This is a genomic window from Pseudoxanthomonas sp. 134C1 (assembly GCF_057773065.1).
Genome location: NZ_JBYMTH010000004.1, coordinates 193,172 through 215,809, shown reverse-complemented (window position 1 = coordinate 215,809; position 22,638 = coordinate 193,172). Strand labels below are relative to the sequence as shown.

At 68.0% G+C, this 22,638-nt stretch carries 22 protein-coding genes; 3 read left to right on the top strand and 19 right to left on the bottom strand.

Going from position 1 to position 22,638, the window contains the following annotated elements; genetic code table 11:
- Window positions 1-10 precede the first annotated feature (10 nt).
- From ribD to glyA, 4 genes are all read right to left on the bottom strand, one after another.
- Entirely contained in the window at window positions 11-1,117 is a 1,107-nt protein-coding gene (gene ribD / locus AC3DEZ_RS10240) for a bifunctional diaminohydroxyphosphoribosylaminopyrimidine deaminase/5-amino-6-(5-phosphoribosylamino)uracil reductase RibD (protein WP_488388115.1), read from the bottom strand.
- Entirely contained in the window at window positions 1,114-1,641 is a 528-nt protein-coding gene (locus AC3DEZ_RS10235; protein ID WP_488388114.1) for a GNAT family N-acetyltransferase, read from the bottom strand. Before AC3DEZ_RS10235 ends, ribD begins: the two co-directional genes overlap by 4 nt.
- Before the next feature lie 3 nt (window positions 1,642-1,644).
- Window positions 1,645-2,181, bottom strand: a complete 537-nt coding sequence (gene nrdR, locus AC3DEZ_RS10230) for a transcriptional regulator NrdR (RefSeq protein WP_183639066.1) — start codon at window positions 2,179-2,181, stop codon at window positions 1,645-1,647.
- A gap of 207 nt (window positions 2,182-2,388) precedes the next feature.
- Window positions 2,389-3,642, bottom strand: coding sequence for a serine hydroxymethyltransferase (gene glyA / locus AC3DEZ_RS10225; protein WP_488388113.1), 1,254 nt, complete (start codon window positions 3,640-3,642; stop codon window positions 2,389-2,391).
- 219 nt (window positions 3,643-3,861) lie between these two features.
- Here glyA and lpxO point away from each other — a divergent pair, with 219 nt between their 5' ends.
- The 3 genes from lpxO to AC3DEZ_RS10210 all read left to right on the top strand — a co-directional run bounded on the left by lpxO (window position 3,862) and on the right by AC3DEZ_RS10210 (window position 8,136).
- Entirely contained in the window at window positions 3,862-4,764 is a 903-nt protein-coding gene (lpxO, locus tag AC3DEZ_RS10220) for a lipid A hydroxylase LpxO (protein ID WP_488388112.1), read from the top strand.
- 184 nt (window positions 4,765-4,948) lie between these two features.
- Entirely contained in the window at window positions 4,949-6,613 is a 1,665-nt protein-coding gene (ettA, locus tag AC3DEZ_RS10215) for an energy-dependent translational throttle protein EttA (protein WP_488388111.1), read from the top strand.
- A gap of 209 nt (window positions 6,614-6,822) precedes the next feature.
- The gene (locus tag AC3DEZ_RS10210) at window positions 6,823-8,136 is read left to right on the top strand and encodes an NCS2 family permease (protein ID WP_488388110.1); all 1,314 of its coding nucleotides are present in this window, start codon (window positions 6,823-6,825) and stop codon (window positions 8,134-8,136) included.
- Window positions 8,137-8,172: 36 nt separating this feature from the next.
- Here the strand turns inward: AC3DEZ_RS10210 and def are convergent, their stop codons facing one another.
- The 15 genes from def to AC3DEZ_RS10135 form a co-directional block, all read right to left on the bottom strand.
- Window positions 8,173-8,700: a peptide deformylase gene (gene def / locus AC3DEZ_RS10205; protein ID WP_488388109.1), complete on the bottom strand. Its 528-nt coding sequence runs from the start codon at window positions 8,698-8,700 to the stop codon at window positions 8,173-8,175.
- The gene (gene pncB, locus AC3DEZ_RS10200; RefSeq protein ID WP_488388108.1) at window positions 8,697-9,878 is read right to left on the bottom strand and encodes a nicotinate phosphoribosyltransferase; all 1,182 of its coding nucleotides are present in this window, start codon (window positions 9,876-9,878) and stop codon (window positions 8,697-8,699) included. The genes def and pncB overlap by 4 nt, the downstream gene beginning before the upstream one ends.
- 88 nt (window positions 9,879-9,966) lie before the next feature.
- The gene (locus AC3DEZ_RS10195) at window positions 9,967-10,824 is read right to left on the bottom strand and encodes a glycosyltransferase family 2 protein (RefSeq protein ID WP_488388107.1); all 858 of its coding nucleotides are present in this window, start codon (window positions 10,822-10,824) and stop codon (window positions 9,967-9,969) included.
- Entirely contained in the window at window positions 10,808-11,653 is an 846-nt protein-coding gene (locus AC3DEZ_RS10190) for a glycosyltransferase family 2 protein (protein ID WP_488388106.1), read from the bottom strand. The genes AC3DEZ_RS10195 and AC3DEZ_RS10190 overlap by 17 nt, the downstream gene beginning before the upstream one ends.
- The gene (gene gspD, locus AC3DEZ_RS10185) at window positions 11,650-13,851 is read right to left on the bottom strand and encodes a type II secretion system secretin GspD (protein ID WP_488388105.1); all 2,202 of its coding nucleotides are present in this window, start codon (window positions 13,849-13,851) and stop codon (window positions 11,650-11,652) included. Before gspD ends, AC3DEZ_RS10190 begins: the two co-directional genes overlap by 4 nt.
- Before the next feature lie 9 nt (window positions 13,852-13,860).
- Window positions 13,861-14,652, bottom strand: coding sequence for a type II secretion system protein XpsN (locus AC3DEZ_RS10180; RefSeq protein WP_488388104.1), 792 nt, complete (start codon window positions 14,650-14,652; stop codon window positions 13,861-13,863).
- Window positions 14,642-15,295, bottom strand: a complete 654-nt coding sequence (gene gspM / locus AC3DEZ_RS10175; protein ID WP_488388103.1) for a type II secretion system protein GspM — start codon at window positions 15,293-15,295, stop codon at window positions 14,642-14,644. Before gspM ends, AC3DEZ_RS10180 begins: the two co-directional genes overlap by 11 nt.
- Window positions 15,276-16,415, bottom strand: coding sequence for a PilN domain-containing protein (locus AC3DEZ_RS10170; RefSeq protein ID WP_488388102.1), 1,140 nt, complete (start codon window positions 16,413-16,415; stop codon window positions 15,276-15,278). The genes gspM and AC3DEZ_RS10170 overlap by 20 nt, the downstream gene beginning before the upstream one ends.
- Window positions 16,412-17,260, bottom strand: a complete 849-nt coding sequence (locus AC3DEZ_RS10165; protein ID WP_488388101.1) for a type II secretion system minor pseudopilin — start codon at window positions 17,258-17,260, stop codon at window positions 16,412-16,414. Before AC3DEZ_RS10165 ends, AC3DEZ_RS10170 begins: the two co-directional genes overlap by 4 nt.
- Complete coding sequence (locus AC3DEZ_RS10160; protein WP_488388100.1) at window positions 17,260-17,904, bottom strand: prepilin-type N-terminal cleavage/methylation domain-containing protein; 645 nt, start codon at window positions 17,902-17,904, stop codon at window positions 17,260-17,262. The genes AC3DEZ_RS10165 and AC3DEZ_RS10160 overlap by 1 nt, the downstream gene beginning before the upstream one ends.
- The gene (gene xpsI / locus AC3DEZ_RS10155) at window positions 17,901-18,323 is read right to left on the bottom strand and encodes a type II secretion system protein XpsI (RefSeq protein WP_488388099.1); all 423 of its coding nucleotides are present in this window, start codon (window positions 18,321-18,323) and stop codon (window positions 17,901-17,903) included. The genes AC3DEZ_RS10160 and xpsI overlap by 4 nt, the downstream gene beginning before the upstream one ends.
- Complete coding sequence (xpsH, locus tag AC3DEZ_RS10150) at window positions 18,320-18,805, bottom strand: type II secretion system protein XpsH (RefSeq protein WP_488388098.1); 486 nt, start codon at window positions 18,803-18,805, stop codon at window positions 18,320-18,322. Before xpsH ends, xpsI begins: the two co-directional genes overlap by 4 nt.
- A 17-nt stretch (window positions 18,806-18,822) precedes the next feature.
- On the bottom strand, window positions 18,823-19,266 hold the full coding sequence (gene gspG, locus AC3DEZ_RS10145) for a type II secretion system major pseudopilin GspG (protein WP_447103326.1): 444 nt from the start codon (window positions 19,264-19,266) through the stop codon (window positions 18,823-18,825).
- A gap of 104 nt (window positions 19,267-19,370) precedes the next feature.
- Window positions 19,371-20,588, bottom strand: a complete 1,218-nt coding sequence (gene xpsF / locus AC3DEZ_RS10140) for a type II secretion system protein XpsF (RefSeq protein WP_488388097.1) — start codon at window positions 20,586-20,588, stop codon at window positions 19,371-19,373.
- 58 nt (window positions 20,589-20,646) lie between these two features.
- Entirely contained in the window at window positions 20,647-22,491 is a 1,845-nt protein-coding gene (locus AC3DEZ_RS10135; RefSeq protein WP_488388096.1) for a family 43 glycosylhydrolase, read from the bottom strand.
- Window positions 22,492-22,638 lie beyond the last annotated feature (147 nt).

Below are 22,638 nucleotides of genomic sequence, written 5' to 3'. Positions count from 1 at the left end.
CGGGGCTGGCTCAGGCGGCGGGCGCGGGTTGCAGGAGGATGCGCTGATCCTGGCCAATCGCGCGCGCGTCGACAATCTTCAGGTGCGCACGCTCGGTCATGTTGTGGATGCCCAGGCCGGCGAACAGCGGCCGCGCCTGGTCGCCCAGCAGCACCGGCGCGACGTAGAGCAGGATCTCATCGGCCAGGCCCGCGGCGATGAAGGCACCGGCGAGGGTCGCGCCCGCCTCCACCTGGACCTCGTTGATGCCGCGCGCACCCAGCAGTTCCAGCACCGCGCGCAGATCGAAATTGCTGCCATCGGCCGGCGCCACCGCGCGCTGCGCGGCGATTTCGCGTGGCGGCTTGGCGTCGGCGGTATGGATGTACAGCGTCGGCGCGTCGCCCTCGCGGACCCGGCCGCGCGCAATCGTCGCCAGCCCCGGGTCCAGCACCACCCGCAGCGGCGGCACGAACGGGGTGCCATCCTCCAGCCGCACGGTGAGCGAGGGATCGTCGGCCAGCACGGTGCCGGCGCCGGTCAGGATCGCGCCGGCGCGGGCGCGCCAGCGCTGCACGTCCAGGCGCGAGGCGTCGCCACTGATCCATTTGGAATCGCCATTGGCCATCGCGGTGCGCCCGTCCAGGCTGGTCGCCAGCTTGACCCGCACGAACGGCCGGCCACGCTCGATCCGCGACAGGAAGCCGCGATTGAGCTGGCGCGCCTGCGCTTCCAGCAGACCGGATTGCACCGCGATGCCGGCGGCGCGCAGCTTGTCGAAGCCCGCTCCATCCACCTGCGGGAACGGATCCCGCATCGCCGCCACCACCCGGCCGACACCGGCGGCGATCAAGGCTTCCGCGCAGGGACCGGTGCGGCCGGTGTGCGCGCAGGGTTCCAGGGTCACGTAGACGGTCGCGCCCTTGGCGCGTTCGCCTGCCGCCTGCAATGCGAATACTTCCGCGTGCGGCTCGCCCGCCCGCTGGTGCCAGCCTTCCCCGACGACTTCGTCGCCGTGGGCGATGACGCAGCCCACCATCGGATTGGGTCGCGTGGTGTAGGCGCCGCGCTCGGCCAGGCGCAGGGCCTGCGCCATCAGCGCATGATCGGTGGCGGTGAAGGCGGCGGTATCGGTCATGCCCGGTTTCCCGTGGTTCGGATGAGGGGTGGGAGGGACGGCGCCGGCTCCGCGATGCGACGCGCGGGCACGATGCCCATGATGCTCACCGGGACGCCATGCAGCTGCGCGCGTTCCTCCAGCTCCCAGCCGAGCCCGGCATAGAAGTCCTCGTGCCAGAGGGTGAACAGGCGCAGGCGTTCCACTTCCTGCGACGCCGCATGCGCCACGGCCGCCTCCACCAGTTGCTTGCCGCCTCCGTGTCCACGCGCGTCCGGCGACACGAACAGGCTGGCCAGCCAGGGACTGCCACGATCCTGCAGCTCGGGCGCGTCTTCCAGCAGCAGACTGACGGAACCCAGCAGGGTGTCGCCATCCATCAGCACCAGCGTGGTCGGCAGTGATTCGCGACGGGTGTGGTCTTCCAGCTCGGCGGTCGCCACCGGCAGGGTCCAGTCGTCGTACAGCTCCCCCCACTCGGCATGATGCCAGCGCGCCAGCGCCGCCACGTGCTGCGGACAGCGTCCAATCCATTCGATCCGCATGGCTCAGCGCTTCTTGTGCTTGTCGAGATTCTTGTCGAAGGGCACGACTTCGCCGCCCAGCAACGACAGCTGGCCGGCACCGGCCGGCAGGTCGCGCTCGAGCTTCTCGATTTCCTCGCGGAAATCGGCCACGTCCTCGAAGCTTCGATAGACCGATGCGAAACGCACGTAGCCGACGTGGTCGAGCTTGCGCAGTTCGTTCATCACGAACTCGCCGATCCGGCGCGACGGGATTTCGCGCTCGCCGCTCATGCGGATGCTGTGCACGACCGCGCGCACCGCCGCCTCGATCTGCTCCTCGGAGACCGGACGCTTCTGCAGCGCGCGATCAAAACCGGCGCGCAGCTTGCGCGCGTCGAACGCATCCCGGCGGCCATCGCTCTTGATGACCGCGGGCAGCTTGATTTCGATGTTCTCCAGCGTGCTGAAGCGCTCGCCGCAGGCCTCGCATTCGCGCCGGCGACGAATCGTCGCACCGTCTTCGGAGACGCGCGAGTCAATGACGCGGGTATCGGTGTGCTGGCAGAAGGGGCAGTGCATCGGCTCTGGGGCTTTCCGCCCCGGGAAGCGGCGGCGAGGGGCAGGGACTCCGCCCGAACGCATGAGTGTACTGCCGCTGCCGCCCGCGGTCACGATCCGCCCGGGCCATCGGGTGGCGGGCTCCACGGAACGGCGGAAAAATGGCGCCGCTTACGGCCGGGCCAGCGCGCGCCGCCATCATCGCGATGGCGGCGCTTGGTCAGTCGATCAGCCGTAGACCGGGAACTGGCGGCACTGCAGGGTGACGTTCTCGCGCACGCCGGTGATGACCTTGTCGTCGTTCGGCGCATCCAGCACGTCGCAGATCCAGTTGGCCAGGGCCACGCAGTCGGCTTCCTTGTAGCCGCGGGTGGTCACCGCGGGGGTGCCGATGCGCAGGCCCGAAGTCACGAACGGCTTCTGCGGATCGTTGGGCACGGCGTTCTTGTTGACGGTGATGTGCGCCTTGCCCAGCGCCTCCTCGGCGGCCTTGCCGGTGATGCCCTTGCCGATCATGTCGACCAGCATCAGGTGGTTCTGGGTGCCGCCGGAAACGATCTTGTAGCCGCGCTGGATGATGGTCGCGGCCATCGCCTGCGCGTTCTTCACCACCTGCGCCTGGTAGGCGGCGAACTCCGGCTCCAGCGCTTCCTTGAAGGCCACCGCCTTGGCGGCGATGACATGCATCAGCGGACCGCCCTGGATGCCCGGGAACACGATGCTCTGCAGCTTCTTCTCGATGTCCTCGCCGGCGCCCTTGGCCAAAATGATGCCGCCGCGCGGGCCGCGCAGGGTCTTGTGGGTGGTCGAGGTGACCACGTGGGCATGCGGCAGCGGGTTCGGATACACGCCGGCGGCCACCAGGCCGGCCACGTGCGCCATGTCCACGAACAGGTAGGCGCCGATCTTGTCGGCGATGGTGCGGAAGCGCGCCCAGTCGATCACCTGCGAATAGGCGGAGAAACCGGCCACCACCATCTTCGGCTTGTGCTCCAGCGCCAGCTTCTCGACTTCGTCGTAATCAATCAGGCCCTGGTCGTTGACGCCGTACTGCACGGCGTTGAACAGCTTGCCCGAGGCATTGACCTTGGCGCCGTGGGTCAGGTGGCCACCGTGGGCCAGCGACATGCCCAGGATGGTGTCGCCCGGCTGCAGCAGCGCGAAATAGACCGCCTGGTTGGCCTGCGAGCCGGAATGCGGCTGCACGTTGGCGTAGTCGGCGCCGAACAGCTGTTTGACCCGGTCGATCGCCAGTCGTTCGGCGATGTCGACGTACTCGCAGCCGCCGTAATAGCGCTTGCCGGGGTAGCCTTCGGCGTACTTGTTGGTCAGCACGCTGCCCTGGGCTTCCATCACCCGCGGGCTGGCGTAGTTCTCGCTGGCGATCAGCTCGACGTGGTCCTCCTGGCGGCGGGCCTCGGCGGCGATGGCCTGGGCGAGTTCGTCATCGAATCCGGCAATACGGGTGGTGCTGGGGAACATTCGCGGCCTCGGATGGCAAGCTGAAGAAAGGATGAGACCCGGCCGTACCGGCGCACCGGCGTTCAGGCGGTCGGGGCAAGACTTGAAATATTAGCCCACGGGCGTATGGCGGCCAACTCGAAAGATGCCGCCAGGCCCGTTCTGCCCGACAATGGGCCGATTTGCCCGACCCGCCAGCGCCCCGCCAGCCGGTCCCACCCCCCCTGGATACCCCCGACCGTGAAATGGGTTCTCGTTTTCCTGTTCGTCGCCAGTGCCGTCTACGTGCACTTCCGCGGACGCGTGCGCCACCGGATTGGCCGACAGTTGCTGGACCACTCCACCTTCATGGCCCCGATCAACGTGCTGATGTATGCCTGCTCGCGGGTGCCGACCACCCCGTTCCTGGACCCGGACCGGCACTTTCCCGAACTGGCGCCGTTGCGGGCCCGCTGGCGGGAAATCCGCGCCGAGGCCCGGCACCTGCGCGAAATGCAGCAGATCAAGGCCGCCGACGGCTATACCGATGTCGGCTTCAATTCCTTCTTCCGGCGCGGCTGGAAGCGCTTCTACCTGAAGTGGTACGACGACGCCCATCCTTCGGCCGCCGAGCTGTGCCCGGCCACCACCGCGCTGCTGCGCGATCTGCCGGGGGTGAAGGCGGCCATGTTCACCGAGCTGCCACCGGGCAGCGAGCTGCGACCGCACCGGGATCCGTACGCCGGCTCGCTGCGCCTGCACCTGGGCCTGGAAACCCCCAACGACGATGCCTGCTTCATCGACGTCGACGGCCAGCGCTACAGCTGGCGCGACGGCGAATGGACCATGTTCGACGAGACCTACATCCACAGCGCCCGCAACGACAGCACCGGCAACCGGATCATCCTGTTCTGCGACATCGAGCGGCCGATGAAGTACCGCTGGGCGGCGGCGCTCAACCGCTTCATCGCCCGCAATCTGATCGCCGCGGGCGCCTCGCCCAACCAGGAAGGCGACAAGACGGGCGGTTTCAACCGGGCCTTCAAGTACTTCTACGCCCTGCGCCTGAAGAGCAAGGCCCTGCGCGAGCGCAGCAAGGGGCTGTACTACACGCTCAAATACCTGGGCGTGGCGCTGGTGGTGGCCCTGATCATCTGGATCTGAGCCGGCCCCGGCGTTTCCGCTCCGCCGGGTCCGGCGGTTCCCGGCCTGAACGGCTGGCGCGGGAAGCCCGGCCGGGCCCTTCCGCGCTGGCAACCCGCCCCCACCCTGCGGGATAATCCCCATCTTCCCGCCCTGTCCCAGGCCATCCGGCCGGGCTCGGCGCGTCCCGGTTCCGGAGAGCCCCATGTCGCAATACATCTACACCATGAACGGTGTAAGCAAGATCGTTCCTCCCAAGCGCCAGATCATCAAGGACATCTCGCTGTCGTTCTTCCCCGGCGCCAAGATCGGCCTGCTGGGCCTCAACGGCGCCGGCAAGTCCACCGTGCTGAAAATCATGGCCGGCGTGGACACCGACTTCCAGGGCGAGGCACGCCCGCAGGCCGGCATCAAGGTCGGCTACCTGGCGCAGGAACCGGAGCTGGATCCGAACAAGACCGTGCGCGAAGCGGTCGAGGAAGGCGTCGGCGAAGTGCTGCAGGCACAAGCCGCGCTGGACGCCGTGTATGCCGCCTACGCCGAGGAAGGCGCCGATTTCGACAAGCTGGCCGCCGAGCAGCAGCGCCTGGAGGCGATCCTCGCCGCCGGTGACGCGCACATGCTGGAACAGCAGTTGGAAGTGGCCGCCGATGCGCTGCGCCTGCCGCCGTGGGAGGCCATCGTCGGCAAGCTGTCCGGCGGCGAGAAGCGCCGCGTCGCGCTGTGCCGCCTGCTGCTGCAGAAGCCGGACATGCTGCTGCTCGACGAACCGACCAACCACCTGGACGCCGAGTCGGTGGAATGGCTGGAACAGTTCCTGGCCCGCTACACCGGCACCGTGGTGGCGGTCACCCACGATCGCTACTTCCTCGACAACGCCGCCGAGTGGATCCTGGAACTGGATCGCGGCCGCGGCATTCCGTGGAAGGGCAACTACACCGACTGGCTGGTGCAGAAGGAAGAGCGCCTGAAGCAGGAAGAGAACCAGGAAAAGGCGCGCCAGAAGGCGATCGCCAAGGAACTGGAATGGTCGCGCCAGAACGCCAAGGGCGGACGCTCCAAGGGCAAGGCCCGCCTGGCCCGCCTGGACGAGCTGCAGTCGGTCGACTACCAGAAGCGCAACGAGACCAACGAAATCTTCATCCCGCCGGGCGAGCGCCTGGGCAACAGCGTCATCGAGTTCAAGAACGTCTCCAAGAAGTTCGGCGACCGCCTGCTGATCGATGACCTGAGCTTCCTGGTTCCGGCCGGCGCCATCGTCGGCATCATCGGTCCGAACGGCGCCGGCAAGTCGACCCTGTTCAAGATGATCACCGGACAGGAGAAGCCCGACTCCGGCACGATCAACATCGGCCCGACCGTCAAGCTGGCGTACGTGGACCAGAGCCGCGACAAGCTGGAAGGCAACCACAACGTGTTCCAGGAAGTTTCCGGCGGCCTGGACATCCTCAACATCAACGGTGTGGAAATCCAGTCGCGCGCCTACATCGGCCGCTTCAACTTCAAGGGCCAGGACCAGCAGAAGCTGGTCGGCTCGCTGTCCGGCGGTGAGCGTGGCCGCCTGCACATGGCCAAGACCCTGCTGCAGGGCGGCAACGTGCTGCTGCTCGACGAACCGTCCAACGATCTGGATATCGAAACCCTGCGCGCGCTGGAAGACGCGTTGCTGGAATTCCCCGGCAACACCTTCGTCATCTCGCATGATCGCTGGTTCCTGGATCGCATCGCCACCCACATCCTCGCCTTCGAAGGCGACTCGCACGTGGAGTTCTTCCAGGGCAACTACCGCGAGTACGAGGAAGACAAGAAACGGCGCCTCGGCGCCGAGGGCGCGCAGCCGCATCGCCTTCGCTTCAAGGCATTGAAGTGACGATTCGACCCGCGGCCGGCAACGGCCACGGCCTTGTCGAATCGTCCTCCCCGCGCGGGCGGGGAGCCATCGCCCACCGGCGGTAAGTCCCGAAGGGCCGGATTCCCCCGAATCCGGCCCTTCTTTTTTCATCCCCGCACGCCGGCCCGCCGTACCCAACGCGCAAACACGCGCCTGCGGTACCCTGCCCCGGACGAAGAGGTAGCCCCATGCACATCGATCGCCTGTTCCGTCTGCGCGAGCACGGCACGACCGTCCGCACCGAGTTGCTGGCCGGCGCCACCACCTTCCTGACGATGTCCTACATCGTCTTCGTCAACCCGGAAATCCTCTCGACCACCGGCATGGATGCGGGCGCGGTGTTCGTCGCCACCTGTCTGGCGGCGGCGCTGGGCTCGCTGATCATGGCGTTCGCGGCGAACTTCCCGGTCGGGATGGCGCCGGGCATGGGTCTGAACGCATTCTTCGCCTTCACCGTGGTCGGCGCGGCCGGCCTGCCCTGGCAGCAGGCGCTGGCGGCGGTGTTCATCTCCGGCCTGGTGTTCCTGCTGCTCAGCCTGACCGGCGTGCGCGCCTGGCTGGTCGCCGGCATTCCGCCGTCGCTGCGCGCGGCGATCGTCGCCGGCATCGGGCTGTTCCTGGCGATCATCGCGCTGCAGAAATCACAGGTCATCGTCGGCAATCCGGACACGCTGGTCGCGCTGGGCACGCTGCATTCGCACGAACCGCTGCTGGCGCTCGGCGGCTTCCTGCTGATCGCGGTGCTGGAAGCGCGCGGCGTGCGTGGCGCGATCCTGATCGGCATCCTGGTGGTGACCGCGTTCGCCGGCCTGCTCGGCTATGTGGATTACCAGGGCATCGTCGCCGCGCCGCCCAGCCTGGCACCGACCTGGCTGCAACTGGATCTGCCCGGCCTGCTGCATCGCGACGACGGCACGCCGGTGGCGGTGCTGTTGCAGGTGGTGCTGGTGTTCGTGCTGGTGGAAGTGTTCGACGCCACCGGTACCCTCTACGGTGTCGCCGGGCGCGCCGGCCTGCTGAAACTCCCCGACGGGCAGAAACGCTTCGGCCGCGCGCTGCTCGCCGACAGCGGCGCCATCATCGCCGGCTCGCTGCTGGGCACCAGCAGCACCACCGCCTACGCCGAAAGCGCGTCCGGGGTGCAGGTCGGCGGACGCACCGGCCTGACCGCACTGGTGGTGGCCCTGCTGTTCCTGGTCGCCCTGCTGTTCTCGCCATTGGCTGCGATGGTGCCGGGATACGCCACCGCGCCGGCGCTGCTCTACGTGGCCGGCCTGATGCTGCGCGAACTGGTCGACGTGGACTGGAGCGACCTGACCGAGTCGGTGCCGGCGGCGCTGTGCGCGCTGGCGATGCCGTTCACCTATTCGATCGCCAATGGGCTGGCCTTCGGTTTCATCGCCTACGCCGCGCTCAAGCTTGGTACCGGTCGCTGGCGCGAGGTGCACCCTGCGGTGTGGCTGGTGGCGGGACTGTTCATCCTGCGCTACGCGCTGCGCTGAGCAACGGGTCCTGCGAGGGCCGTCGGCACCGCTTGCTCAGTCGTCGCCCTGCAAACCGGGAAACAGGATCTCGGTGTAACCGAACTGGCTGAAGTCGCGGATGCGCGAGGGATACAACCGGCCGATCAGGTGGTCGCATTCGTGCTGCACCACCCGCGCATGGAAGCCCTCCGCCTCCCGGTCGATCGGATTTCCCTGCGGGTCGAAACCGCGATAGCGGATGGCGCGATGGCGCGGCACCACGCCGCGCAGACCCGGCACCGACAGGCAACCTTCCCAACCATCCTCCATCTCCTCGGACAACGGCTCGATGACCGGATTGAGCAGGATGGTGCGCGGCACCGGCGGCGCATCCGGATAGCGATCGCTGTTGTCGAAGCCGAAGATGACCAGTTGCAGGTCCACGCCGATCTGCGGCGCCGCCAGGCCGACGCCGCCGGCCGAAGCCATGGTCTGGAACATGTCGGCGATCAACGCATGCAGTTCCGGCGTGTCGAAACGCTCCACGGGCCGTGCCATCTTCAGCAACCGCGGATCGCCCATTTTCAGGATGGGATGGATCATGGGGTTTCCTCCGCTTCCGGCAGTTCGAACACCTGCCGCAGATAGCGCACGTAGCCTTCGTCCTCGCACATGCTCTTGCCGGGCGAATCGCTCAGCTTGGCGACCGGTTGGCCGTTGCAGCGGATCATCTTGATGACGATCTGCAGCGGGGTCGGGCCGAGGTCGTTGGTCAGATTGGTGCCGATGCCGAACGCGAGGCGGCATCGGCCGCTGAAACGCTCATGCAGCCTCAGCACTTTCTCGACGTCCAGGCCATCGCTGAACACCAGCGTCTTGCCGAACGGGTCGATGCGCATGCGCTCCAGGTGCGCGAGGATGGCCTCGCCCCAGGCGAACGGATCGCCGGAATCGTGGCGCATGCCGTCGAACAGCTTGCAGAAGTACAGGTCGAAATCCCGCAGGAACGCCTTCAACCCGACCACGTCCGACAGCGCGATACCCAGATCCCCGCGATATTCCTTGGCCCAGATGTCGAAGGCGACCGCCTGCGAATCGCGCAGGCGCGGCCCCAGTGCCTGGAACGCCTGGAGCCACTCGTGCGCCATCGTGCCCAGCGGAGTCATGCCGTATTCGCGTGCGAAGTACACGTTGCTGGTGCCGACGAACTGCGCGCCCAGGCCGGTCCTGAGCATCGGCAGCACGCGCGCATGCCAATCCCGCGAGTGACGACGGCGCGTGCCGTAGTCGGCGATGACGCAATCGTCGCCGCCCTCGCGCAGGCGGGCGATCTTGACGTCCAGACGACGCTCGCCTTCTCCGGTATCGGCCTGTCCGGCCTGGCGGAACCAGACCTCGTTGATGATGGCCAGCAGCGGGACCTCGAACAGGATGGTGTGCAGCCACGGCCCGGCGATGTCGAGCTCGATTTCCCCGGGCACCGTCGGCGAGGCACGCAGTTGGATGTACTTGCGGTCCAGGTGGAACAGGCCGAGGAAATCGACGAAGTCGGACTTGATGAAACGAAGCCCGCGCAGGTAGTCCAGTTCATCGGCCCGGAAACGCAACGTGCACAGCGCGTCGATCTCCGCGGAAATCGCATCGAGGCAATCCGCCAGCGGAATCCCCGGCGTGCGGCACTTGAAGCGGTACTGCACCTGCGCGGCCGGGTAGTGATGCAGGACAGCCTGCATCATCGTGAACTTGTAGAGATCGGTATCGAGCAGTGAAGTGATGATCATCGGGCCAGGCCGCGCGGGAGCATCGCCAGCATACTCCACGCGCGCGTCGCGCCCGGCATCCAGACCGCCGTGGAGGCGGCGGCGATCCTCAGCGCAGACGGAACAGCAGCTTCAGTGCAACCACCGCGAAATGCGCCCAGATCGCTCCGAACACGCCGATGCGTACTCCCGCGCCGCGACGGCTGGCCTCGAACTTGCCGAAGTACCGCCACAGGCCACGATGCTTGTGCCATTCCACGAAGAACGGCCGCGCGCGACTGGACACACCGCGGATATGCACCACGCGCACTCCGTTGGCGACGGCCACCAGCGCGCCAACCCCGCGCGCGCGCCGGCACAGATCCAGATCCTCGGCGTGCAGGCGATAGCCCTCATCGAATCCGCCGATGCGCCGGAACAGCGCACGCGGCATCACCATCAGCGCGCCGGACAGCGCGTCCAGCGGTTGCAGCACCAGTGTGTCATCCACCTCGACGCCCAGGCGCGAGGCGGCGCCCGGCGCGGTCAGCATGGCGCCAAAGTCGGGATCGCGGCGACGCGCGGCGGTGTCCCTCACGCCCGCTTCGTCCACCAGATCCGCGCCCAGCAAGGCTTCCCCGCCGGTGCCCACCGCCAGGTCCCGCAACCGGGTCAGCGTGTCCGGCAGCACCTGCAGATCCGGATTCACGAACGCCAGCCATGGCGATGCCGAGTCGTCCGCGCCCTGGTTGCAGCCGACCGAGAAGCCCGGATTGTCCGGATTGGCGACGAATCGCACCCGCGGATCCGCCAGCGCATGGCGCTGGACCACGCTGACCGTGTCATCGCTGGAGGCGTTGTCCACGACCCGGATTTCCGCCACATCCGCCGCATCGCGCAGGCGTTGCAGGCAATCGTCGATGGTGCTGGCGCTTTCGTGGGTGACGACGATCGCGGCGATCGCGCGCGAATCAGTCGAAGAGTTCACGTTGCGGCTCCGGCGTGCCGGCCTCCAGATAAAGCGACGTCAGCTGTTCGCGCAGGCCGCGCACCGGATCCTCCATCAGGAAATTCGCCAGCCGCGCGTGCCAGGCCGGCCAGCGCGCGTTGATGGTGTCCATGTCGCCGTCGGCGGGCAAGCCTTCGCCGCCCCGCGCCACGAAGGCGGTCTCGCACAGCGCGTTGCGCCAGCCCAGCCCGGACAGCCGCAACGACAGGTCAATCAGCGCCGCATACCACGATGCGTAGCTGCTGGCGTCCAACCCACCGGCGCGCTTGCGCGCGCTGCCGCGGATCGCGACCGCATGGGCGATGCCCGCGGGGAGTTCCGGATGCATCGGCGGCATCGCCGCACAGGCGTGCGCGGTGCGTTCGACGTCCACGGGCGGCGCTGAAATCTCGCCCAGCCGGGGCCAGGCGGCGGCTTCGCCCGCATTGCACCAGGGCGTTGCGGTGGCGATGGACGCATCGCGCGCAAGACAGGCCGCCAGTTGTTGCAGCCATCCCGGCAATGGCTGCGCATCCGGCGCGAGCACCACCACGTCGGCGTCCCCACAGGCCCGCAGCATCTCCTCCAGATGCGCGACCTCTCCGACCGGACGCGGCCGGCGGGTGTAGTCGGCCTGCAGGCGCGTGCGCTGCAACCATCGCTCGACGATGGCCAATCCGCGCGGACCGGCCTGGGCGTCATCGGCGAGCCAGATGCGTGTTCCCTCGGGCGTGCCCGCCTCCAGCGCTCCCAGACAGGCGTCCAGTGCGTCGTCGTCCGCGCCTATCGGCAGCAGGATGATGGGCAGGGCGGCTGCGGCTGCGCTCACTTAGTGTCGGGCTGGTTCAACGGCTTCATCGCCCGGAAGCGCTGGCCGTATTCGTCGGTCAGGTCTCTCGCTTCCTGCGGATCGCGGATGATGGTCGGGGTCAACAGAATGATGACTTCCTGACGGTTGCGGTTCTGACGCTGCGAGCCGAACAAGGCGCCGAGCACGGGAATCTTGCTCAGGCCCGGTATGCCCGACGATCCCTTGTCGAGACTATCGCTGATCAAGCCCGCCAGCATGATGGTATCCCCACTGCGCACGGCGGCTTCGGTCTTCATCCTGCGTGTGTCGATGTCGACGTTGCACGAGCGGCCGGTGGTGCCGCCGCAGGTGGCAGGGCGGGAGCCGGGCACGCTCAGTTCCTGGACGATGTCGAGGAATACCATGCCGTCCCGCGCAATGCGTGGACGAACCTTCAGCAGCGTACCGGTATCCAGGTACTGCACCTGCGAATAGGTATTCGTGTTCTGGCCGTTGTCGATCGTGACCGAGTCTATCGGAATCCGGGTACCGACATTCAGGGTGGCTTCCGCGTTGTTGCGGATCAACAAGGAAGGCGTCTGGAGCAGTTGCACGTCCGTGGCCTGGTCAAGCGCACTGATGATGGCGGCCGCATTGTTGCCGAGGAACGTCCAGCCGATACCGGTATCCGGACGAATGCTGCCGCTGATGGAACCCCAGATGCGGCGTCCCAGCGCGCTTGGAAGGGCTGGTTCGGTCTCCTGGGTCACCGCGTTCTCGAAGAACCAGGAAACGCCATAGCTCAACTTGCCGGTCAACTTGACTTCCGCCACCTGGGCTTCGATGTGGACCTGCATGGGCATGACGTCGAGCCGTTCGACGACTTCCCTGATCGATTTCCATGCGCTCGCACTGGAACGCACCAGCAATGTATTGGTTTCCTCCACCGCCGCGACGCCCACGCGGTCACCGTCGATTTGCAGGGTCAGGCTGGCGTTGCCATCGGACCGCGGCCCCAGACTCAGACTGCCGCCTCCCGCGCCACCACCGGTGCTTCCGCCGCTGCCACCGCCAAGAGAGCCGAAATCAACGCTGCTGTTGCGGTCGGCCATGCCACCATCGTTGATCTGGACCGGATCCGTTCCCGGCATCAGCGAAGCATTGCCATTGCCGCCAGTGCCATCACCGCGATTTCCGCTGCCGGAACCAAACACTTCCGCCAACCGCTGCGCCAGATCCTTGGCCTTGATGTACTTCAGCTCGTACGAATACAGCCGCGCGCCCTCGCCCGCGCTGTCGATCCGCTCCAGCCACTGCTGGATCTGATCCAGATAGGCCGGTTGCGGCGTGATCACCAGCACGGCGTTGGCGCCTTCCAGCGGCATGAAACGGAACATGCCGGCGCTGGGGGTCTTGCTGGCTTCGCCGAACACTTTTTCCAGATCCGCGACGACCTTGGTGGCCTGTCCGGTTTCCAGCGGGAACACGCCCACCGACATGCCGGACAGCCAATCGACATCGAACACCTCGACCGTGCGCAGGTAGTTCTCGAGTTCCGTGCGCGTGCCGGCCAGGGTGATCAGGTTGCGGGTGGTATCGATGTTGACGATGGCGTTGGGGCGCGCGTAGGGCTCCAGCACCTTCTTCATTTCCGTCGCGCCGATGAAGCGCAGCGGCACCACCCGCACCTCGTAGCCGCGCGCGTTGGCGGCGCCGCCGGTACGCGGCGCGACCGTGCCGACCATCGCCTGATCGGCGGGCATGATGTTGTAGCGTCCGTCGCTGTAGACCATGCGCGCGTTGTTCTGCGCGAGGACCTGTTCCAGCAGGGTCATCGCCTGCGCCGGCGAAACCGGTTTGGGCGTGCCCAGGGTGACCGTGCCCTGCACGCCGGGTGCGATGACGTAGTTCTGACCAAGCATGTCGCCGAGGATGGCCTTGACCACCGCGTGCACGGACTCGCCTTCGAAGTTGAAGCTGGCCGAGCCCGAGCTGGCGCCGCCCAGCGACGGCATCGGCGCCGCCGCCGCGCCGCGGTTGATCATCTGGCCGCTGCCGCGGCGAATCACCGGGCGGGGACCGCTTTCGGGCTCCTCGGTTTCCTGCAGCGGCGAGGTCTGGGCGGTACCCGGGGTGCCCGGGGCATCTCCGGCGCGCCGGACATCCGGCGTGGGCGCGGTGGCGCAACCCGCCAGCAGGCCCAGGCAAACGGAGAACAGGAATAGGCGTGACTTCATGCCGGCACTCTACTGATTCGGGTTGGGTGGTGGCGCAGGCGGGGGAACCGCCTGGCCTTGCTGCTGGCGCATCTGCGCGCGGCGCGCTTCGATGCGTTTGCGGATTGCTTCCATCTGCTGCTCGGTCGTCATCGCCGGCTGCTCGGCCGGCTCCGTCGCGGGCTTGACCGGCGCGACCGGCCCGGCGGTCGGCCCGGGCTGCGGCGCAGGCTGCGGCGGCGCGCTGCCGCCGGTGGGCTGCGGCACGGGAACCGGCGCGGCGACCGGCGGCCCGGTCATCGACACGCTGGGCGGCTGGCCGCCGGCACCGTCGAACACCCGCAATTCCAGGGTACGGCGTCCTTCCGGTCCCTCGAACACCGCGGCGCGCGGCTGCAGGTCGACCAGCGTCCATTGCGGCGCGGCGCTGGCGGCTTCTCCCTGCTTGATCCGGACGCCTTCGCCGCCCTGACTGGGCTGCAGGATCGCCATGCGGAAGCCGGGGGTGATCAGCACGCTGGTCAGCACATAGTCGAAGCTCGGGGCCTGCGCCTCGGCTTCGTTGGTCAGATAGAACGGCTGCGGTCGCCGACCTTCATAGAAAGGCGGGCGCGCGGTCAATTCGGAGTACTGCGCCAGCGGTCCCAGGCGTTCCGGCGCCGCCTTGGGCAACGTCGGCAGGCGCGGCGCGCTGCCCGGATCGTCCGCGAGCGGCGTGATGCGGCCGCCGAGGCCGGCCAGGGCGAGTATCGCCACCAACACGGCCCAGCCGGCGACCGTGCCCAGCAACAACGTGCGCGGCCCGAGCGATTCAACGCGCATCGCCGCCCTCCGGAATCGTCATCGCCGCGGGCGCGGCAGCGGGTACGGACGCGATCACGCCGGGCTTCAGGTAGCCGTACAGATCGAAGGTGACATCCAGCCCGCCCGTGCCGCCTTCCGGCGCCATGTAGGCGTAATTGCTGGAAAGGATGTTGAGGTTGTCCACGAACAGGCGCGGACTGCCGGATTCGAGGGCGTGCAGCACCGCGGCCAGTTCCGGTGTGCCGCAGCGCAGGCGCACCTGTACCGCCACCCGCGCGAAGCGCTCGCCGGCGGCCTGCGGCAGCGGCGACTGGTTGGCGATGCCGCAGCTGCGGTTGCCGGGGCTGGCTTCCTTGACCACCGATTCCAGCCGCTGGACCAGTCCGGCGGTGGCCAGTTCGGTGCTGGCTTCGCCGAGGAAACCGGGCCGCTGCGCCTGCAGGGCGAGCGCCGCCGCCAGTTGTTTCTCCACCGCGGGCGCCTGCTGCAACTGCGTGCGCACGCGCAGCTCCCGCTCGCGCAGCGCCTGGATGCGTTCGTTCACTTCCAGCATCGGCTGGGTCCACCAGGGATGCACCAGCACCAGGTAGCCCAACGGCAGGACCGTGACCAGCAGCCCCAGTGCAAGCCAGCGATCGCGATCAGTCAGCGCGTTTGCCATTCTGATCTCCGGTGCCGGGGGTGGAAGGGGCCGCGCCGCCGACCAGTTGCGCGGTCAGGGTGAAGCGATCGCGGCGGCGCGCCTGATCCGGCTGCAGCGCGCCGCTCAACGCGGGCGAGCGCCACAGCGGGGATCCTTGCAGTTTGGCGACCAGCGAGGAGGCCTCCTGGCTCAGGCCAATCAGGACCAGGCGATCGCCCTCGATGGACATCTTTTCCAGATAGGTGCCGTCGGGCAGCCGGCGGCTCAGCTCATCCAGCACCTCGACCGCGGTCGGGCGCTGCGCGCGTGCGCGTTCCAGCGCGTTCATCCCATCGACCAGATCCACCAGCTGCTGCCGCTGCGCGGCGACCCGGCGCGCCTGTTCGGTGCGGGTGCGCAGCGAGGTTTCGAATTCGTCGGCCGCGCCGCGCCGGTTGTCCAGGGTCGTCCAGGCGGCGAACACCACCGCCACCAATGCGAGCGAAGCGAGCGCCAGATGCCAGCCGCGCATCGGCGCCTGCCGCATCCGGCGTTCGGTGGGCGCCAGCAGGTTCACGCCGAGCGGCCGCCCTTCGGGACCGGTCACGTCCACGCCGCCGAGTTCGCCCGCCAGGCTTCCCAGCGGCGCCAGCGCGGCGTCGAAACGCTGGCGCGGGATCGCCACCAGATCGACTTCCAGTTGGCCATCCTCGCGCCGCTGGCGCAGGCTGGCGTCGTAGCACACGTCGTCCGCCGCGAAGGGCGTCTGGCGATCGATTTCGAACCGCACGACGTCGCGCAGCCTGTCCGCCGCCGCCGCGGGCAGGACCAGCGGACGGCGCAGCACCGCATCGGCGGGCAACAGCAACCAGCGCGGCAGACCGGCCATGCGCTTGCCGAGCAGGCCATCCAGATCGCCGGCTTCCAGCGGCAGCGGCAAACGGGCGAGTTCGCGCACGCCCTGCGTGCTCTGCCATGCCAGCATCAGTTGTTCGTCCTGCTGGCTGAGCAGCAGCCGGTCCTGGGTCAATCCCAGCAGCGAGCGCCAGCGGTGCGGCAGCCAGCTGGCCAGCGCCCTGCCCCACCAACCGAGCAGCCCCCCCGCTCCCGGCAACAGGCGCGCGCGCAGGCTGTCCATGCTGTCGCGAATCGTGCTCATGGCGGTGCAGTTCCCTCTTCCCAGCGCAAAACGGTGTACGCCATCCCCGGTACGGGGCCGCCGCCGGCACGTATCACCGCGCGCAACGTCGCCTCCCGTCCATCGCGAAGCTTCGCGTGGCTCTCGATACTATACGTGCCGCTCCCGCCGCCGACGAGTTGTCCCCCCGCCTGGTCGGGAGGCAGCTCACGTTGCGCGAGGATGCGTTCGGCATCCAGGCCCATCGCGACCAGCACCGGACCGGGCGCGTAGTTGGCATCCGGCAGCGTGCGGCCGGAGTACAGCGTCAGGAAGGGCGCCACGCGATCGTAGAACTCCGGCGTCATGCCCAGCACTTGTTGCAGTTCCGCGACACTCTCGAACGGCGCGTCCTTGGCGCCGTATTCCAGCCCCGCGGCGGCGTAGTCCGGATCCTCGGCCCCGCCCTGCGGCTGGTTGAACGAATCGGCGTCGCGCCAGTCGAGGATGGCGGCGGCCAGGCCAGGCGCGGTTTCTTCCGGAACCCCGCGTACCCGCAGCAACTGTTCGAGCAGGCGGGCATCGGCCTGATTGAGGTCGACCTTGCCGCTTTCGTCGACGGCGCGAATACGCAACGGGCTGCCGGCAAACGTCCAGTCATAGGCGCGCCCGTCGGGCAGCCAGCGGGTGCGCGGCTGTTGGTCGGCGATGCGCACCAGCGCGTAGTCGATGCCGGCGCGGGCGCGCTCGCGCGCCACCGAACCGTCGCGCACGATCTGGCCCTGCAGCGATTCCATCCGCGCGGTCACCGCGAACGCGCCAATCAGCGCCGCCAGCAGGGCGGTCAGCCACAACACCAGCAACAGGGCCGCGCCGCGCACGCGCATCACAGGCCTCCCGGGGGCTGCGCGCCACCGCCTGCGCCGCCCTCGCTGTGCACCAGGGTGACGATCAGCTCCGGCCAGCGCGCGCCGGATTCGGTTTCCACGTCCACCGCCACCTGCAGGGGCAGGATTTCAGCGGTGCGCCAGGCCTCCTGCCACGGACCAGGCTGTCCTTTCTCGTCCAGGCCGCGATAGCGGAAACGGACCAGGCGCAGGCGGTCGGCCAGTTGCTCCGGGGCGATGCCGTCGGGCGTGTCGACGGCCTGGCCGGCCTGCACGATCGAGAAGCGCGCCATCAGCCGGCCTTGATCGTCGAAGCCGAGGTCGTACAGGTGCGGACCGCCGCGGCCGAGGTAGTTGGGCAGATCGGCGACGAAGCGGATACGGCCTGCTTCACCGAGAAAACGCGACTGGCGGAAGGTGGTGGGATCGGTGGCGAACACCACCGGCAGCGCGGTGCCGATGCGCTGGCGCAGAAAACCTTCCACAGCGCGCGTGCGCTCGTTGCGCTGCGCGCGGACCTCGCCGCGTTCGACCATCGTGGTCGCCGCGCGCACCGTGGCGAACGCCAGCGCGAGGCCCGCCGACAGCAACACCAGTGCCAGCAGCATCTCCAGCAGCGTGAAGCCACGCGGGCGCCGGTTCACGGCACGCTCCGGCTGCGGTTGGGATCCGGCGGCACCAGGCGCAGCGAATCCCAGACGATCCGCTGCCGGGCCTGGTCGCCCCAGCGGGTGGTCAGGCGCAACTGCAACAACTCCGGCGCGGACGGATCCCGGACCGGCGTCTCCGCCTTCGCGGGATCTTCGTAAGGAACGATCTCCAGTTCCCACCGATAGCGACCGCGCTCGAACTCGCCCTGGCGACGACCGGGTTGCAGGAACTCGGCCACGCCGATCTGCGCCAGCAGCGACTGCGCATGCAGCGCCGCGCGGGTGGCGTCATCGGCTTCCCGGACCTGACGCGTGGCGCCGGACAGGGAACCCAGCAGCAGCGTCAGCGCGAGCGCGAGCAACGCGAACGCGACGATCACTTCCAGCAGGGTGAAGCCATGCGGACGCCTCATGTTCCGCCACCTCCGCGGACCACCTGGACTTCGCCGGTCAGCCAGGCCACGTCGACATGCCAGACCGCGCGACCGCTGCTCAGGCGGATTTGCCCGCCACTGGAACCACCGTCATGGAAGAACAGGATGGCGCCCACGCCGGTGGCGGGCTGCGCCTGGCGCGCGCCGATGAAAGCGATGCGCAGGGAAGCCGGCACGTTGCCGCGATGCTGGTTGGGCGCCTGCCAGCGATGATTGCCGGGGTCGATGATGAAGCGCTGCGGCTTGCCGGTCGCCATCGCCTGCGCGCGGGTGTAGCGCAGTTGCGCGCCGATCTCGCGCGCCTCCGAACGCAGGCGCATGCCGTCCAGTCCACCGGTCAGCACCATCGCCGCGAGCGTGCCGGCGATGGCGATCAGCATCACCACCAACAGCATTTCCAGCAGCGAAACGCCCTGGGCGCCGCGCGGCGTGCGGAAGGAGGGGCGAAGGCCGCCGCGCATGGCGCCGTGTGTCCGGTTTACTGGTACTGGATGTCGGCGTCGTAACTCTCGCCGCCGGGTTTGCCATCCTTGCCGTAGCTGACCAGATCGAAGGACTGGGATTCACCCGGCGCCCGGTACTCGATGGGATGGCCCCACGGGTCCTTCAGTTCCGCCGGCTTGGCGTATGGACCCAGCCAGCCGGCGGCATTCGTCGGCGCGGTGACCAGATCATCCAGCCGTGACGGCAGGCTGCCGGTGTCGAGCTGGTAGTTTTCCACCTTGCCGGCGAGGGTCTGGATCTGGCTCTTGGCCAGATTGGCCTTGCCGCGATCGGCGCCGCCGAGCAGGCGGCTGCCGACCAGCGCCATGATGCCGCCGATCAGAATCAGCACGATGATGATTTCCAGCAGGCTGAAGCCGGACTGCGAGGCCGGCGAGCGGAGGCGGGAGCCGGAACGGATTCGGGAAGACTGGCGCATCGGTGTGGTCCTGGTCGTATGCGTTGACGGTTGGAAGAAGGCGACGGTCGAAGAGAAAGGAGTCTGGTGGATGGTGCCTGAACCGGCTGTTGGGCGGACCGGGCTCAGCCGATGGCGTTGGTCAGACCATACAACGGCAACAGCACCGCCAATATGACCAGGCCAACGACGAGCGCCAGGACCAGGGTGATGACCGGCACCAGCAGCGCCAGCAGGCGTTCCATCGCCTGCCCGGTCTCATGCTCGAACGTGTCGGCGGTCTTGAGCAGCATGCTGTCCAGCGCGCCCGATTCCTCGCCCACCTGGATCATCTGCAGGGCCAGGCGCGGAAAACGCTTGCCCTTGCCCAGCGAGGCGGCCAGGCCGTGGCCGTTCTTGACCTGTTCGGCCGCCGCGTCCACGTCCGCCCACAGGGCCCGGTTGAACAGCACGTTGCGGGAAATGCCCAGCGCGGCGAGCAGCGGCACGCCGTTGCGCAACAAGGTGCCGAGCGTGCGCGCCAGCCGCGCGGTTTCCAGCCGCGCCACCAGCGGTCCGACCAGGCGACGCTCCAGGATCCAGCGATCGAATCGATCACGGAACGCCGGATCCCGGCGCTTGCGGTCGAACCAGAGCAGCAGCACGGCGGGCACGGCGATCAGCACGAACCAGCCCTGCTGCACGAACGCGCCCACCGCCATCACTCCGCGGGTGAACCAGGACAGCTCCACGTCGAGGCTTTCGTACATCTGCGAGAACTGCGGCACCACGTAGCCGAGCAGGAACAGCAACGCGAACCCGACCACCACCACCAGGATCGCCGGATAGATCAGCGCGTTGATGACACGACCACGCAGGTTGCGGCTGCGTTCCAGATAATCCGCCAGGCGGGCGAGCGTGTCCTGCAGGCTGCCCCCCGCTTCGCCGGCGCGGACCATGTTGATGTAGAGACGACTGAACACGCCATGCTGGCGTTCGAGCGCGGTCGACAGCGGGGCACCGCCACGGACCGCGTCGCGCACGTCGGCGATGATGTCGCGCGCGCGTCCTTCCTCCGGCATGTCCAGCAGGATCGACAGAGCCCGATCCAGCGGCTGGCCGGCGCCCAGCAGGGTCGCCAGCTGCTGGGTGAACTGCACCAGCTGATCGCCGGCCAGTGGCTGCGCGCGCAGCAGCCCGCGCCAGGAGATTCCACCGCGCACTTCCGACGCCAGCCGGGCCTCCACCGGCAGGTGGCCCTGTTCCTGCAGGCGCGTCGCCACCTCGGCATCGCTGACGGCCTCCATCTGGCCTTCCAGCAATTCGCCGCGCGGATTCAGGGCCTTGTAGCGGTACAGGGGCATCGGCAGGGGCTTCCGGTGATCTCCGAGCCCCTAAGCATACGCGTGCCGGGTTTCCTGGCTACGGGATCGCGACGGTTCCGCTCAATGGCGAGACCCCGTTCTCATCGAAGGCCTCGACCGCGACGTGATAACCGACACCCGCATTCAGCGCCCGCACCTCCAGCCGCGTCGGCTGGTCGGCGAACACCTGATAGGTGGAATGCAGGCGACCCGGCGCGATCCCCCAGCGCACGTTGTAGCCCACCGCGCCCCGGACCGATCGCCATTGCACCGTCATCTGGCGCGGATCGGCATCACGCTTCGCCTGCACGCCTTGCGGGATCGGCGGTGTATTTCCGTCTGCATGGCCGAACACCCGCAGATCGCTGATGGCCAGATGCGCGGCGCCGACATGGCCATGTACATAGCGCACGTGGCGGGCTTTCACCGGCGCGGTCAGTTCCAGATAGGCGTTGGGTCGATCCCGGCGCGGCCCATCGGTCCTGGCCAGCGGCTGCCAGTGGCGGCCGTCGAGCGAGTATTCCAACTGGAATTCGGTATAGATGTCATCCGAGTCGCCATAGAGCCCGGACTGGTAGTCGGCGAAATTGACCTGGATCGCGCGCACGCTGCGCACGCCGCCCAGATCCACGCTCAGGGTCTGGCCGGCTTCACGGCCTGCGGCCACCCAGAACGTGCGCGGATTCTCGTCGGTGACGTTGGCGGCGGCGAAATCCCCGTGAACCGACGAAGCGGTGGCGCGCTTGCGATAGGACAGCAGCATCCAGCCGGTGAACAGCGATTCCGGATCCGCGTTCGCGGCATCCGGGACGTAGTGCGGGAAGTCGGCGAAACGCGTGGACACGGACATCTGCCCGTCGGCGCTGAAGGACGCCGGGAACATCGCGATGCGCCGTTCGAAGGTCCAGTTGTAGCCAATCCAGGGGGTACCGGTGTTCCACCAGTTGCCGTGCGCGTCCTGGAAGGTGGAGCCGTGGCCGGCGCCTTGCACGAAACCGCCCGGCTTGTAGCCGACCGGGTTGTAGGCCGCGTATTCGAAGGGCCCCAGCGGACTGTCGCCGACATAGGTACCCGTGGCGTACGCGTTGTACTCGGTGCCCGGCGCGCCATATTGCAGGTAGTAGCGACCGCCGACCTTGTTCATCCATGCGCCCTCGATGTAGGTCGGGCGGCCTTCCTCGCGGTGGTCGTGGCCGAAACGTTCCCAGCCATGCCGTTTCGGATCCAGCAGGATCAGCGCGCGCGGCTCGCCGATGTAGCGCATGCCGCGATCCATGTCGAGTTCTATGCCATAGAGCGGAAACGTATCCGAGGATCCCCAGTACAGGTACCAGCGGCCGTCGTCGTCCTTGAAGAAGCTGGGATCCCACGGCCCGGGCGGAACCTCGCGGGGTTGCGGATCACCCATGTGCCAGGGCTGCATGAACTGGTCCATGCCGGGGCGCACCGCGTTGGGCAGTTCCGGCGTCCGGCGGGTGAAGAAATCGAAAACGCCGTGTTCCGGATCACGGCTGACCAGCACCGCGCCGGGACCGAACAACGAGCGCATCAGCAGCAGGCGGTCGCCGTCGGAAATCGCCGCCGGCGCGACCATGCTGTCGAACGGCCAGCGACTCGGTTCGATGAAGCGCCAGTCCACCAGATCGGTCGAGCGCCAGTAGCCGTCGGCCAGGGTCTGGAACAGGTAGTACGCATCGCCATGCCGGACCACCACCGGGTCGGCCCCGGTGCGATAGGAAATGCCCTGGTTCAACTGCTCGAAGTTGTACCGGTAGTCGATGTCGATCGGGTTGGCGTAGGTGCGGCGATGGGCCGCGTTGGAGGAGGACGCATCGGCCGCGAACAGCGGAGTTGCCAGGAACAGCAACAACACGCCGGCCAACCGGCAGGGAATGATGCGCACCTCGATCCTCCAGGGTTTTCGCCACTGAAAACGTTTTCAGTGGCGAAGTATTCCCTACCCCGCCGACGCGGGAAAGCCGCAGTGCAGCGAAATCACCGGCGGCCGCGAACAGGAAACCCGGCCATCCCGGGTACGCGGCACGCCGCC

Excerpts from the sequence above, each read along its gene's own strand:
- pncB (WP_488388108.1), bottom strand. The coding sequence starts at position 9,878 with ATGATCATCACTTCACTGCTCGATACCGATCTCTACAAGTTCACGATG.
- xpsI (WP_488388099.1), bottom strand. The coding sequence starts at position 18,323 with ATGAGGCGTCCGCATGGCTTCACCCTGCTGGAAGTGATCGTCGCGTTC.
- AC3DEZ_RS10170 (WP_488388102.1), bottom strand. The coding sequence starts at position 16,415 with ATGAGCACGATTCGCGACAGCATGGACAGCCTGCGCGCGCGCCTGTTG.
- AC3DEZ_RS10235 (WP_488388114.1), bottom strand. The coding sequence starts at position 1,641 with ATGCGGATCGAATGGATTGGACGCTGTCCGCAGCACGTGGCGGCGCTG.
- xpsF (WP_488388097.1), bottom strand. The coding sequence starts at position 20,588 with ATGCCCCTGTACCGCTACAAGGCCCTGAATCCGCGCGGCGAATTGCTG.
- gspM (WP_488388103.1), bottom strand. The coding sequence starts at position 15,295 with ATGGCAAACGCGCTGACTGATCGCGATCGCTGGCTTGCACTGGGGCTG.
- ribD (WP_488388115.1), bottom strand. The coding sequence starts at position 1,117 with ATGACCGATACCGCCGCCTTCACCGCCACCGATCATGCGCTGATGGCG.
- AC3DEZ_RS10165 (WP_488388101.1), bottom strand. The coding sequence starts at position 17,260 with ATGCGCGTGCGCGGCGCGGCCCTGTTGCTGGTGTTGTGGCTGACCGCC.
- gspD (WP_488388105.1), bottom strand. The coding sequence starts at position 13,851 with ATGAAGTCACGCCTATTCCTGTTCTCCGTTTGCCTGGGCCTGCTGGCG.
- AC3DEZ_RS10210 (WP_488388110.1), top strand. The coding sequence starts at position 6,823 with ATGCACATCGATCGCCTGTTCCGTCTGCGCGAGCACGGCACGACCGTC.
- AC3DEZ_RS10180 (WP_488388104.1), bottom strand. The coding sequence starts at position 14,652 with ATGCGCGTTGAATCGCTCGGGCCGCGCACGTTGTTGCTGGGCACGGTC.
- def (WP_488388109.1), bottom strand. The coding sequence starts at position 8,700 with ATGATCCATCCCATCCTGAAAATGGGCGATCCGCGGTTGCTGAAGATG.
- xpsH (WP_488388098.1), bottom strand. The coding sequence starts at position 18,805 with ATGCGCGGCGGCCTTCGCCCCTCCTTCCGCACGCCGCGCGGCGCCCAG.
- gspG (WP_447103326.1), bottom strand. The coding sequence starts at position 19,266 with ATGCGCCAGTCTTCCCGAATCCGTTCCGGCTCCCGCCTCCGCTCGCCG.
- nrdR (WP_183639066.1), bottom strand. The coding sequence starts at position 2,181 with ATGCACTGCCCCTTCTGCCAGCACACCGATACCCGCGTCATTGACTCG.
- ettA (WP_488388111.1), top strand. The coding sequence starts at position 4,949 with ATGTCGCAATACATCTACACCATGAACGGTGTAAGCAAGATCGTTCCT.
- glyA (WP_488388113.1), bottom strand. The coding sequence starts at position 3,642 with ATGTTCCCCAGCACCACCCGTATTGCCGGATTCGATGACGAACTCGCC.